Genomic DNA, 14022 nt, shown 5'->3' with positions numbered 1-14022 from the left:
TCTTTTTGATAACGCTCTAGTTTCGATCAAATTAAATTGAATTATACTTGCTATGAAAATCAGGTTTGTAAAATTATGTTACGTTTCTAAGTTTTCCGGATCATTTTAGCTAACAATCTAGGCCATTGGCATTTATTTCATGTTTAAATACAACAGTCATCGTCAAAAAAGTAAAAGACCAGTGGGTCATTTACTGATTTTGTCGTTACTTATTGTTGTACATTATGCGTTTGGCTTTGATTTTGATCGCTTGCAAAAAACACTCATCAGCAAATTTGGCAGTAGCAGCGTTAAGATGCTTCAGGAATGGAAAGTTCTGTTATCTGATCCAAAAACCCAGTCAGATCCAGACAAATTAAAAAGTGTGAATGATTTTTTCAATCGCCGGATTAACTTTTCTGACGATACCGTGGTATGGGGAAAGACGGATTATTGGGCCACCCCTCTTGAAACGATAGGCAAAAATGCAGGGGATTGCGAAGATTTCGTGATCGCTAAATATTTCAGCTTAAAAGATATGGGAATGCCCATCCAAAAGTTAAGGCTTACCTATGTCAAAGCAAAAATTGGTGGTCCAAATAGCAACATTACGCAAGCACACATGGTGCTTGCTTATTATGCAACCCCAGATGCTGAACCATTGGTTTTAGATAACTTAATTAGTGATATTCGTCCTGCTAGTCGACGTCCCGATCTAATTCCAGTGTTTAGTTTTAATAGTGATGGCATTTGGGCGGCAGGTGCTACCGGTGCTTCATCTGGCTCTGTTGATCGACTTTCTAAATGGAAAGAATTAGTGAGTCGAATGCAAGCAGAAGGTTTTGAGTAGGAGATGTGATTTATGTCTTTATTTAGACAGCTCTGGTTAACCGTTGTGGTATCGGTTTTTGTTTCTTTTATCGGAAGCTTTGTCTCTAGCATGGTGACGGCAAAAACCTATCTGGAGGAGCAGTTACTCACACAAAGTACCGATAATGCTTCTTCATTGGCACTATCTATGTCTCACGAGACACTGGATCAGGCAACTATCGAATTAATGGTCAGCGCATTATTTGATAATGGGCACTTCAGAACCATTCGGTTCACCAACACAAAGGGGCAAGTCGTAGTTGAAAAAAACAACCCGACGGCACCGGATAAAGTGCCGGAATGGTTTGTTAGCATGTTCCCTATTCTGACCACACCAGCAACAGCACAAGTGTCCAGTGGTTGGATGCAAGCAGGTACCGTCACGGTTATTCCCCATACCCGGTTTGCCTACCAAGCACTTTGGCAAGGTTCGATTAAGCTCTTTCTTTGGATTATGTTAACTGGGTGTGTTACCGGCTTACTTGGCTCTTTGGTAATTCGTAAAATAAGACAACCTGTCGACAAAATGGTCGAACAGGCGAACGGCATTAGTGAATACAAATTTGTTACGATCAATGAACCAAGAACGCCGGAATTAAAAAGCTTGGTGAAAGCCATGAATGCAATGGTTAGCCGTGTGAAAAACATGCTGAATGAACAAGCCACACGCATTCAACAATTACGTAATGAAGTTAGCCAAGACGCGTTAACAGGGTTACTGAATAAAAATCATTTTGAAAACCTTGTTGAAAATGCATTGAAAGATGATGAATCGCCAGATACGGGTGCAGTCTTTCTTTTACGGCTATTTGATCTTGCCAGTATTAATAAACAAATTGGCCGTCAAAAAACGGATGAATTGATTCGTGCGGTTGGTCAACAAATTCAAGGTATCTTAACTAATTCAGATGGTTTGGAAGTGCATGCGGGTAAACTGGCCGGTGCTGACTTCGGCTTTCTCCTGCCCGGAGAAAGAATGACCAGCGCCTCTGTGCTAGCAGATCAAATCATGAGTAGTTTAGAAACACTGCACCAACAAGGGATTGCCCCATTAGCCAATATTGGCCATATCGCCATCACCACGTATACGCAACAGCAAGCTGCCAGCCAAATTTGGGTGCGCTTAGAAACACTACTTGTCGAGGCGCAAAATCAAGGAGCAAACCTAGTTCGAAAAGATCACATTGAAACAACTGAAACCGAACAGCGATATGACTGGGTAAACGAGATTAAATCAGCATTATCCACACAACACTTCACCACCGTTTCTTTCCCTGTTGTGCGGATTAATGGGCAACTTGCACACAATGAGCTAATGCTTCGTTTAAAGGACTCTAAGACCGGTCAGCTAATTCCCGCGGGCACCTTCATTCCTGATGCAAGCAGAGCTGGGCTTATTCCGGACCTTGATCTTGAAACCATTCGTTTGGGTATTGAGATTGTCGAAAGCAATAATCAAGCGGTAGCGATCAACCTAGCTTCAGAATCCATCATGAAAGCTAGCTTTGTTGATGAACTTGCTAGACTGCTAAGCAACTCTCCTAAAGCAGCGAATAATTTATGGCTAGAAGTAGCAACCCAAGGCTATCAGAGTGAGTTAGATGCATTAACGTTGCTGAGTCGAAAAGTACGCCCCCTAGGCACCAAATTGGGAATTGAACACTTTGGTAGACACTTTAACTCGATTCCAATGCTACATGAAATCGGTCTAGACTATTTGAAGATTGATAACACCTTTATCCGTCAGATTGACTTACATGCAGGGAACCAGAACCTAGTTAAAGCAATTTGCTCTATTGCTCAGAGTGTTGGTATTGAAGTCTACGCGGAACGCGTTGAAACAAAAGCCGAATGGAAAACATTGTCTGACATTGGGTTAGATGGACTAACCGGACCTGTTGTTAATCTTACAAACTAACCTTTCTTCACACATTTAAACCTTTGAATCTTAGGGTTGGAAATACCAATAAAAAAACAGCCGGCATGTGCCGGCTGTTTTCTTTGATTGAGAATACCGTTAGGTATTGACCATCAGATTACTTAACAACAACAACATCCCACTTGCCATTTTTCACGCCGTAAATAGTTACAGGTGCATTTTTTGGCTCGCCAGCTGCATCAAACGAGAACGTACCAGATACGCCTTTGTAGTTGATCGCTTTCAATGCTGGTAGGAATTTTGCAGGCTCTACACTGTTTGCTTTTTTCATTGCTTCAGCTACTAAGTACACTGAATCGTAGAATTGTGGAGCAAACAATACAACGTCTTGCTTGAATTTATCTTTGTATTTCTTCTCGAATGCTGGACCACCAGGTTGCTTAGCGATTGGTGCGCCAGAAACAGCAGAGAAGTGACCTTCTGCAGGCTTACCACCAGCAAGTTCGATGAACTTGTCAGTGTTCAACATATCACCACCCATGATCTTAGCGGTAATACCTAGTGCTTGCATTTGTTTTGCCATTGGCGCAGCTTGAGCATCCGCACCACCGTAGAACAACACTTCTGGCTTGTTAGCCTTGATAGAGGTCAAGATAGAAGTGAAGTCAGTTGATTTGTCGGTTGTGAATTCGCGACGGGCAACTTTGCCACCATTTGCTTTCACTGCTTTTTCGAATTCGTCTGCCAAACCTTGACCATAAGCAGTACGATCATCAACGATCACAATGCTTTTTGCTTTTAGCGATTTAACAGCGTATTCGCCCAACACTTTACCCAAGAAAGCATCGTTACCAACCAAGCGGAATGCTGATTTGAAACCTTGCTTTAGGTATTGTGGGTTAGTTGCTACTGCCAACTCAGGGATACCTGCGTCAGCATATAGTTTTGAAGCTGGAATTGTTACACCAGAGTTGAAGTGACCTAGTACAACGTTCACTTTCTGGTCTACCAGTTTTTGAGCAACCTGAGTACCAGTACGTGGGTCAGCTTGGTCATCTTCTGGAACGATTTCAAATTTAACTTTCTGACCACCAACAACAACGCCTTTAGCATTCAATTCATCAACAGCCAATTGAACGCCGTTTAGGTTGTCTTTGCCGTAGTGTGCTTGTGGGCCAGTTAATGGAGAACCGAAACCTAGTTTAACCACGGTATCCGCTAGCGACAGTCCGCAAGTGCTTGCCAACGCAACAGCAATTAGGGACATAGCGAGTTTGTTGCTTTTCATACTGTTTTTTCTCCTCAAACACCCCAAAAACGGTATTCCGATGCAAGTCCGGGGTAGGACTTGCACACCGCGCTAGAAACGATCTAATCGATAAGTGTTTTGGGGGTACCTATCGGTTCGACCGGTTACCAAATCAGTAATTAACTGACCGGTAGTGGCTGCCAGCGTCAAGCCAAGATGTCCATGGCCAGTAGCAACATAAACATTACTATGACGAGGCGCTTTGGCAATCACGGGAATCGTATCTGGAACAGATGGTCGATTACCCATCCAATAGGTTACACCGTCTTTATTGAATTTGGGAAGAATGCGTTGCGCTTTTTCTACGAGTATATGCGCCCGCTTCCATGATTCTGGGGCGGTTGCACTAGCTAATTCAACAGTACCTGCAACCCTTATACCCCCGTTAGCCATCGGTAGAATTACGAAACCATCAGCAGATGCTAGTAAGAACTTCTTTAAATCAACACCTGCATTAGGTAATGTCGCGTGATACCCTCGCTCGCTTTCAAGTGGAATTCGGTATCCCAATCCGTACAATAACGGAGTCGACCAAATACCACTGGCAATCACCACCTCATCAGCGGCTAAACCTTCGCCATTTGCAAAATGAATTGTCTCTACTTTGCCACTCGTATTCACTGAAAAGCGTTTTACTTCTGCCTGAACAAATTTAACACCATCTTTTTTTAGCTGCTCGATAATGCCTAGGCTAAATAAATATGGATCATCTACATATGACCATCCAGGCACATGCACGGCATATGGGTATCGTTCACTAACATGCGGTTCAAGCTGTTGAATTTGCTCACGAGAGACTTCTTCGCAAGCAATACCAACCTCTCTGCGCTTTTGCCACTTTGCCCGATCAATCGCTAGTGACGACTCCGACTCATAAAGGGTCAGAGAGCCATTCCGACGCCAAATCACATCCACATTGCCGTAAGCTGCTAATTTTTCGGTATCTTTGGTTGCTCTAGTTAAGAGCCAAGATAAGGCTTCTGTTAGTGAATTAACACTTGATGGACGTCCCGCCCAAAGAAACCTAGCAAGCCAAGGGGCAAGTTTAGGCAAATATTTCCATTGCAATGCCAATGGCCCAAGCGGATCCATCATCCAGCCGGGTATACGCCTAAAAGTAGAAGGCTCTGATAGCGGCATAATGTCACTAATCGCAAATGCGCCTGCATTCCCATAAGAGGTTTGCATGCCGGGCGCTTTTGCATCGATCAGCGTCACTTCATAGCCTTCTTGGCGTAGATAGGACGCACAACTTAAGCCGACAATACCCGCACCAACAATTGCCACATGACGTGCAGGCATATTAAGCAACCTCAAACCCGTGGCAATATGGATCTCTATCATCCAAGGTAATCTGAGATGTACCGGTAATCACCGCCCAACCTTCAATACTAGGGATAATGGCATCTAGTTCACCTACTTTTGTTTCGGCTTCGATACGACCAATAAATTGGCTACCGATGATACTTTCATGAACAAAGGATTCACCTGCTTTGATTAATCCTCGGCCATAGCGCTGGGCAAGCCTTGCGGATGTACCGGTGCCACATGGCGAACGATCGATTGCAGATTCACCATACAACACGGCATTTCGTGCGTGCGAATCCGCTTTAGTAGGTTGACCAGTCCACTGTACGTGTCTTACCCCACGAATTTTTTCATCTGTTGGATGAATAATTTCATAATGATCATTAATGTATTGACGAAGATCTCGCCCCATTTCGATTAATTCTGAAGGCTTGTAATCCGCCATATCTCGGAAGTTGGCTTGGGTTTCGACGATTGGGTAAAAATTACCGCCATAGGCAATATCGACCGTTAGTTCACCTAATTTTGGAATAGTGACTTTGACGTCTTTCTTAAATAAGAACGATGGGACATTGGTGATTTTCACCGACTTCACGTACTCACCATCCATCTTGTACTCTGCCACCACTAATCCGGCTGGCGTTTCTAGGCGTAGCACACCTGGTGTTGCTGGTGTCACTAGGCCTTTTTCAATAGCAAATGTAACGATGCCGATGGTGCCGTGACCACACATTGGAAGACAACCACTCGTCTCGATATATAGCACCGCAATGTCACAATCTGGCCGAGTTGCAGGGTACAAGAAACCGCCCGACATTTGTGAATGACCACGTGGCTCAAACATTAGCCCTTTACGAATCCAATCAAATTCTTTTAGGAAATGTAAACGTCTTTCACCTTGATCCTTACCTTCTAAAGGAGGATGACCACTAACAACCAAACGAACAGGATTACCGCAGGTATGACCGTCGATACAGTGATAGGTGTAACGTCCCATTTCTATTCCTCTTTTAATTGCTGTTCATTTTTGCAGGTGACAACCCTACGTGAATGTTTGCAGTGTGCTAATCTGTGTGGATAGGTGCTACCCTACACGAAAAGTATATTGTATACAATATTACCAATCATATCTTTTTGCTCTTGCTTATCCCATCTTCCATCTTGCTTTCCAACTACAAACAAATGAAATAATTACTGTGCAAATTATGTAGTTTTACAACAAATACTACGTACAACTACTTTGCTCACGAAATACTTTCTTTTTTCTCATACAAAACACTTGCAAAGGCATTTCTCACTGTGCATAATGGGAACCGTCAAGCGCCGATTCATTTCGGCACTTGATAGTGTCTCCTCTTTTCTCCTTTGGAGTTTGCAGCGCAGTCTTTGACTGCGCTATTTTTTTGTCTATACGCCTCAGAATTATTCATACATCTAGTCTAATTACATAATTAGCCCGCAAAACACCCAACTTCACTTTTCATTTTCCAACAAGTCTTTGCGCTTTGATTTTGACATTCTTGTCATTGGCATCTAGTCTTTTGCCATTACAAGGAGAAGCCATATGTTCGAAAGCGCTGAAATTGGTCACCGTATTAGCAAAGATGAGTTCAGGAAAGCCGCACCTGCCCTTCGCGAAAGCTTGCTTGAACTTCAATACGAACTAAAAGAACGTGGACATTTCCCTGTAGTGATCTTAATCAATGGGGTAGATGGTGCGGGCAAAGGGGAAACCGTCAATCTATTAAATAGCTGGATGGACCCTCGTCTAATAGATACACACGCATTTTCCCGTCCAAATGAAGATGAAAAACAAAAGCCTCGCATGTGGCGTTATTGGCAATCTCTCCCACCAAAGGGTCGAATTGGCATTTTGTTTGGATCTTGGTACACCGACCCGATTGATAACTATGTTCGCGATAATCAAGATGATGAACATCTTGCCGCACACATTAATGAAATTGTACGGTTTGAAAAGCTATTGGTGCATGAAGGTGCTTTAATTCTGAAGTTCTGGTTTCACTTATCTAAAGATCAACAAAAAAATAGACTAAAAGAATTAGAAAAAAACCCTCTCACCCGCTGGCGCGTTTCTGATCATGATTGGGAAAACTTTAAGCTATACAACGAATATCGAAAAGTATCTGAGCGTGTACTGCGCCAGACGAGCTCATTTGAAGCGCCGTGGGTAGTCGTGGAAGGTGAAGACGAGGCATATAGAAGCATGACCGTTGCTCAGCAGATTTTATATCGCGTGAAAGAGCACTTAAGTAAATCTCAAATCACTGAACAGCGCATTGAAGCACCGCCAATTTTGCCGCCAATTGATAATCTCCACATCTTAGACACTCTGAATCTTGATCAGGTAATGGATAAGAAAACCTATGAAGTTGAATTAGAAAAGTGGCAAGGCAAGCTAAACCTACTGACTAGACACCCCAACTTTAAACACCATGCAATTGCAATGGTCTTTGAAGGAAACGATGCAGCAGGCAAAGGGGGTAGCATTCGTCGTGTTACTGCCGCATTAGATGCTAGGCAGTATCGCATTATCCCGATTGCAGCTCCTAGCGAGGATGAACGTCGCCAACCGTGGTTATGGCGCTTTTGGAAACATGTACCGAAGCATGGTGACATTACTATTTTTGATCGATCTTGGTACGGGCGTGTGCTAGTTGAACGTGTTGAAGGTTTCTGTTCTGAAGCAGATTGGATGCGTGCTTATGAAGAAATCAATGACTTCGAAGGACAACTATTAGACGATGGCGTCATTATGGTGAAGTTTTGGCTAACCATTAGCAAAGATGAACAATTAAAACGATTTAAAAGCCGGGAAAATTTAGGCTATAAGCGCTTTAAAATTACAGATGAAGACTGGCGAAATAGAGAGAAATGGCAAAATTATCAGATTGCTGTATGCGACATGATTGATCGTACGAGTACAGATGTTGCCCCTTGGACGCTTGTTGAAGCCAACAACAAATATTTTGCGAGAATCAAAATCATTAAAACTATTGTAGAACGTGTCAGTAAAGCGTTGGGCTGCAAGTTAGACGACTAATCAAACTCCTTAGAAATGTGGTTTTCTGACCTATCAAAATAGAAGAATGTCAGAAAACCACCAAAAGCTGGCGGATTTTATCAGTTGCAGAAATACGACTTCCATAGTCTATGTCAGACATACACAAGAACAGGATGTCCCAGACATGACTACTCCCACCCGCCACAAAATGATCCTCTCTTTTACTTGTCCTAGCGCAGCTGGACAAGTCGCTGCTGTCTCTCAATTTTTAGATCAGCGCGGCTGTTATATTGATGAAATTGCCGTCTTCGATGATGAAGATACCCAGCGTTTTTTTGTACGCTGCGTTTTTCATTTGCTTAGCAAAGAAGAGCCAAATGTGGTTGAGCTGAAAAAAGACTTCGCACCGATTGGTGAAAAGTTTGAAATGGAATGGGATATCCGCTCTAGCGCAGCAAAAGCCAAAGTATTGCTGATGGTTTCTAAGCTAGACCATTGTCTGAATGATTTGCTGTACCGCTGGAAAATGGGCGATCTAGAAATGGATGTCACAGCTGTGGTTTCAAACCATCCAGATCTAAAACCAATAGCAGATAATTACGGCATCCCGTACTACCACTTCCCAATCACGGCAGATACAAAGCCTGAGCAAGAAGCTGCTGTTATTAAGATTATTGAAGAAACACAATCTGAATTAGTGGTGCTTGCACGTTACATGCAGGTACTGTCTCCAGAGCTATCCGCTAAATTATCTGGTAAAGCGATTAATATTCACCACTCATTCCTACCTGGTTTTAAAGGGGCGAAGCCTTATCACCAAGCACATGCACGTGGAGTGAAGTTGATCGGTGCAACGGCTCACTATGTCACTGATGATTTGGATGAAGGTCCAATCATTGAACAAGTAGTAGAGCGTGTAGACCATTCTCATCGTCCTGAACAGTTACTAACAACAGGACGTGATATGGAATGCTTAGCCCTTTCACGAGCAGTAAAATTCCACTTGGAACGCCGCGTATTCATGAATGACTCACGTACTGTCGTGCTGCGTTAATTTAGAATGTCTTCAATTGCTAGCGTGAAAGTATTGCTCCATCAGATTACTTCACGCTAGCATGACATCATGACCTTATCTCTTCTCCCCTATTTTGCATCTTTACACATTGCCGTTTTTCTTTTTGGTGCGGCAGGTGTATTGGGTAAACTCATTGCTATTTCGCCACTCCTGTTAGTCGTCGGTCGAACCTTTTTTGCCACCCTAAGCTTAAGCCCCATTGTATTTGGCAAGAAAAATGGCACGTCACACCAATTATTACCCAAGCACATTTGGTTAACCGGCGGTCTACTTGCCTTACATTGGGTGAGTTTCTTTGCTGCGGTTCAGAGTGCCTCGGTTGCGATTGGCTTAATGGGTTTTGCGAGTTTTCCACTATTCGTAGCCTTTTTAGAACCTTGGATATTTAAAGAAAAAAGATTCCGAAGCGATCTTATTGCCGCTGTTGCCGTGATGATTGGTATGTTCTTTATGCTGCAAGGAGCAGAGTGGGATGCTCATAGCTTGGCTGGTTTACTCTGGGGGATATTGTCTGGATTAACTTTTGCGCTGTTAGTCATTGCCAATCGTTGGTTTGGAGAGTCTCATGATGCACAACTCTTAGCATGGCAGCAAAATTTAATCGCCTGCTTAGTGTTGCTGCCATTTATTGATTATCCTGTGTCTTTAACCAGTAAAGAATGGCTTTTGCTAGCTGGGTTAGGGGTAATTTTCACCGCACTTTCACACTGCTTATTTCTTTACAGTTTAAAGAAAATTTCCGCTAGATTAGCCAGCTTAACGGCGATGTTAGAACCCGTTTACGGCATTTTGTTGGCTTGGCTATTACTAAAAGAATCTCTACCTTTGATGACGATGATTGGTGCGGCAATTATCTTACTAACCACCAGCATCGCAACATTTTGTAAAACCTTAGATAAAAAAGCAGCTAACTGACTCTTAGTTCGCTATAATTTAGAACAGTAAACTACTGATTTTATTCGTTTTTATGCGTTCGTATTTTTCGTGTCGCAATGCATTTCGATTTGCATTGTCAATTTGCCTGCTTCCTCTTTGCTCATTTGCAAACGCAAATGAAGTAGATTCTCCGCAGCAACAATCTTGGTTGCTCGAAGCGACGCGTCTAGAAACATCCGATCCATGGAAAGCAGCGGTAAAATACTGTACGGCAGCACGAAGTGGATCAACCGAAGCACAATATCGTTTGGCGATGCTATTTGCTTTTGGGCAAGGCGTTCCTGAAGATAGAGATGCAGCTGCATCATTACTCGCTATTGCCGCACAGCAAGGTCACCAAGAAGCGGTAAATATGCTAGAAACGATTCATTTTGGATCGGATAAACTGCCGGGTTGCGTGCTGGCTGATTCACTCCCCCCGAAAAACCCACTCAAGCCAGGCCCAACACTAGAAGGCCAATTAGCCAAGTTACCAAAAGATAAACGCTGGATTGTAGAAATGGTTCAGCAGGTAGCAAGATGGAACGATGTAGATCCTCGATTAGCCTTATCTATTGTCAGTGTAGAGTCTAACTTTAACGTGCAAGCAACGTCGAATGCGAACGCGCAAGGACTCATGCAATTGATCCCAGCGACTGCAGAGCGTTTTAATGTCCGCAATGCGTACAATGCTAGCCAAAATGTAAAAGGTGGCGTGCGTTATTTGCGCTGGCTATTAGACCGATACAATGGCAATGTTGAGCTAGTTGCCGCAGCGTATAATGCGGGAGAAGGCGCGGTAGATAAATATAAAGGTGTGCCACCTTATAAAGAAACACAAGACTACGTTGCTAAGGTGTTACGCTATTATCCAAAATCGCAGCACCAGAAAAAAATGGCGCAACCGCCAAGCAAGCTGATGTGATGCCCTTATTGGTAGATACAAAAAACGACTAATACCCTTTCACAAAGATGCCGTATTTTTGTAATAGCTTTGCAAAGCGGCCATCTTGTCTGGATTGCGTAATATAGCTATCTAGTGCCGACATTAATTTTTCGGCATTTTTCATTTTCTTAGGAAGCACCAAGTAAATGGTGTCATCTGCCACGATACAACCAGCTTCCCTAATTTTTAATTTTGGTTGCCTCTGAGCGGCGATGTACTGGGACACCAAGCGATCTTCAAGTACCACATCTAAGCGGTCTGCTTGCAATTTATCGAAGTTTTGATTGGCAGGTAAATCTCCCATGCTGGCATCAACAAATTTGCTATTTGAAGCCAAGCCATTTTTGACGTAGATACCTACTTCACCATCATAGTTATAACCATAAGCGGTGCCTAAACGTATAGGCTCTAGCGCTTTTACGCCATAAAAACTCCAAGTTAAAGATGGTTTCGTAAAGAAGCAAAATGGCGATACCAGCGGTGGGACTTTACCGTAAATAAACTGTTGTTCATCTAAGCCTCTGCCCGCCCCCAATAAACCAATATTACTAGACTGGATAGCTTGCAATTTGGCTCGCGCCCACGGCAACACCTGATAGTCCACATCATAGCCAAGTGGCTTCCATGCAGCTTTTGCTAATTCAACTAAGATACCCGGAGTATCGGTATTTGGATGGCAATTATAAGGACACCATTCGTCCGCTGATAAAACGATGGTTTGGTTGGTACTTGCAAAAACATCTGCTGAAAAAAAGCTTAGAAAGCTAAACAGCATAAACCCGACTAAACAACCCCCAATTCGAATGCCCATGACATACCTTGTATTTTTTATCAACCAATTGAAAACATAGAAACAATCTGGTTTTTTTATTATTAGATACTGTGCAACTGACTGCACATTATTATATTTTTTTCACGGCAGGAAGTATCTTAAGCGAGAGAAGGGAAACATGTCTATTGTTTAGTGTTGGTGTAGAATATGAGGGTTAAATTTATTTACTCGCTGAATACTAGGAAAACCTAATTCATCATGGCTCAATACGTAATGTCTATGCTCCGCGTGAGCAAAGTTGTTCCGCCAAAACGGCAAATTATTAAAGATATTTCTTTGTCTTTCTTCCCTGGTGCCAAGATTGGTCTATTGGGTCTGAACGGCTCAGGCAAATCTACCGTGCTGAGAATCATGGCTGGTGTAGAAAAAGAATTTGAAGGCGAAGTACAGTGGCAGCCAGGTGTAAAAATCGGCTATCTACCGCAGGAGCCAGAGCTAGACCCAGCGAAGACTGTACGTGAAGAAGTTGAATCTGGCATGGGAGAAGTTTTCGATGCACAGAAAAAACTGGACGAAGTTTACGCCGCTTATGCAGACCCTGACGCAGACTTTGACAAGCTCGCGGAAGAACAAGCACGCTTAGAAGCGATCATTGCAGCAGGTGCCGGTGACAATGCCGAGTTGCAGCTAGAGATTGCAGCAGATGCACTACGCCTACCTGAGTGGGATGCAAAAATTGAACACCTATCTGGTGGTGAAAAGCGCCGTGTAGCGCTATGTAAATTGCTACTATCTAAGCCAGATATGCTGCTACTTGACGAACCAACTAACCACTTGGATGCAGAATCTGTGGAATGGTTGGAGCAATTCTTAGTTCGTTTCCCAGGTACAGTGGTAGCGGTTACTCACGATCGTTACTTCTTAGATAACGCGGCGGAATGGATTCTGGAACTAGACCGTGGACATGGTATTCCTTGGAAAGGCAATTACTCTAGCTGGCTAGAGCAAAAAGAAGCCCGTCTAAAACAAGAAGAATCACAAGAATCTGCGCGCCAAAAAGCCCTGAACAAAGAGTTGGAATGGGTACGTCAGAACCCTAAAGCACGTCAGGCGAAATCGAAAGCACGTATTGCCCGCTTTGAAGAGCTAAATTCGTTCGAATACCAGAAACGTAACGAAACTCAAGAGATCTTTATCCCTGTGGCTGAGCGCCTAGGCGATAAGGTGATCGATTTTACTAACGTGTCTAAAGCGTTTGGTGAGCGCCTACTGATCGACAACTTGTCGTTCTCGGTCCCTGCTGGCGCGATCGTCGGTATTATCGGCCCTAACGGTGCGGGTAAATCGACCCTATTTAAGATGATTGCGGGCAAAGAACAGCCAGATAGCGGTACGGTTGAAATTGGCCAAACAGCACAAATGGCCTTTGTCGAGCAGTCTCGCGAAGGCCTAACTGCCGATAAAACCGTGTTTGAAGATGTATCCGAAGGCCACGAACTGATCACCGTGGGTAAGTTCGAGATGAGCAGCCGTGCTTACTTGGGCCGCTTTAACTTCAAAGGCGGCGATCAGCAAAAGAAAGTTGGTATGTTGTCTGGTGGTGAACGTGGACGTCTACACTTAGCAAAAACACTGCTAAAAGGCGGCAACGTATTACTACTAGATGAACCATCAAACGATCTTGACGTGGAAACCTTACGTGCATTGGAAGATGCATTGCTTGAGTTTGCGGGTACAGTGTTTGTGATTAGCCATGATCGCTGGTTCCTAGACCGTATTGCCACCCATATCTTGGCTGCGGAAGGCAACTCTCAGTGGACCTTCTTTGATGGTAACTACCAAGAGTACGAAGCAGATAAGAAGAAGCGTTTGGGTGAAGAAGGTGCTAAACCGAAGCGTATTCGCTACAAGCCAATTAGCCGGTAAGCTGCTGATTAGCTTAAAAGA

At 43.5% G+C, this 14022-nt stretch carries 11 protein-coding genes; 7 read left to right on the top strand and 4 right to left on the bottom strand.

Annotation, left to right across the window (positions count from 1 at the left end; translation table 11 throughout):
• Positions 1-139 precede the first annotated feature (139 nt).
• Both LIN78_RS12975 and LIN78_RS12970 read left to right on the top strand, forming a co-directional pair.
• Complete coding sequence (locus LIN78_RS12975) at positions 140-829, top strand: transglutaminase-like cysteine peptidase (protein WP_227181270.1); 690 nt, start codon at positions 140-142, stop codon at positions 827-829.
• A gap of 12 nt (positions 830-841) precedes the next feature.
• Positions 842-2767: a bifunctional diguanylate cyclase/phosphodiesterase gene (locus tag LIN78_RS12970; RefSeq protein ID WP_227181269.1), complete on the top strand. Its 1926-nt coding sequence runs from the start codon at positions 842-844 to the stop codon at positions 2765-2767.
• A 118-nt stretch (positions 2768-2885) separates the two neighbouring features.
• Here the strand turns inward: LIN78_RS12970 and LIN78_RS12965 are convergent, their stop codons facing one another.
• From LIN78_RS12965 to LIN78_RS12955, 3 genes are all read right to left on the bottom strand, one after another.
• Entirely contained in the window at positions 2886-4016 is a 1131-nt protein-coding gene (locus tag LIN78_RS12965; RefSeq protein WP_227181268.1) for a branched-chain amino acid ABC transporter substrate-binding protein, read from the bottom strand.
• Between the two features lie 72 nt (positions 4017-4088).
• Positions 4089-5339, bottom strand: a complete 1251-nt coding sequence (locus LIN78_RS12960; RefSeq protein ID WP_227181267.1) for an NAD(P)/FAD-dependent oxidoreductase — start codon at positions 5337-5339, stop codon at positions 4089-4091.
• Position 5340: 1 nt separating this feature from the next.
• On the bottom strand, positions 5341-6342 hold the full coding sequence (locus LIN78_RS12955; RefSeq protein WP_227181266.1) for a 4-hydroxyproline epimerase: 1002 nt from the start codon (positions 6340-6342) through the stop codon (positions 5341-5343).
• A gap of 567 nt (positions 6343-6909) precedes the next feature.
• Here LIN78_RS12955 and pap point away from each other — a divergent pair.
• The 4 genes from pap to LIN78_RS12935 all read left to right on the top strand — a co-directional run bounded on the left by pap (position 6910) and on the right by LIN78_RS12935 (position 11282).
• Entirely contained in the window at positions 6910-8406 is a 1497-nt protein-coding gene (pap, locus tag LIN78_RS12950; protein WP_227181265.1) for a polyphosphate:AMP phosphotransferase, read from the top strand.
• A gap of 145 nt (positions 8407-8551) precedes the next feature.
• Entirely contained in the window at positions 8552-9421 is an 870-nt protein-coding gene (purU, locus tag LIN78_RS12945; RefSeq protein WP_227181264.1) for a formyltetrahydrofolate deformylase, read from the top strand.
• Between the two features lie 69 nt (positions 9422-9490).
• Positions 9491-10357, top strand: coding sequence for a DMT family transporter (locus tag LIN78_RS12940; protein WP_227181263.1), 867 nt, complete (start codon positions 9491-9493; stop codon positions 10355-10357).
• Between the two features lie 94 nt (positions 10358-10451).
• Positions 10452-11282, top strand: coding sequence for a lytic transglycosylase domain-containing protein (locus LIN78_RS12935; protein WP_227181262.1), 831 nt, complete (start codon positions 10452-10454; stop codon positions 11280-11282).
• 28 nt (positions 11283-11310) lie between these two features.
• On the opposite strand, the gene LIN78_RS12930 is transcribed toward LIN78_RS12935, so the two are convergent.
• Entirely contained in the window at positions 11311-12114 is an 804-nt protein-coding gene (locus tag LIN78_RS12930; protein ID WP_227181261.1) for a substrate-binding periplasmic protein, read from the bottom strand.
• Between the two features lie 216 nt (positions 12115-12330).
• On the opposite strand from LIN78_RS12930, the gene ettA reads away from it, so the two are divergent.
• Positions 12331-14001 (top strand): energy-dependent translational throttle protein EttA, encoded by a 1671-nt coding sequence (gene ettA, locus LIN78_RS12925; RefSeq protein WP_227181402.1) that lies wholly within the window; start codon positions 12331-12333, stop codon positions 13999-14001.
• The last annotated feature ends 21 nt before the right edge of the window (positions 14002-14022 follow it).

The organism is Leeia speluncae (genome assembly GCF_020564625.1).
Classification (GTDB): Bacteria; Pseudomonadota; Gammaproteobacteria; order Burkholderiales; family Leeiaceae; genus Leeia; species Leeia speluncae.
The sequence above is the reverse complement of the archived record's forward strand: the minus strand, read 5'-3'. Positions and strand labels throughout refer to the sequence as shown.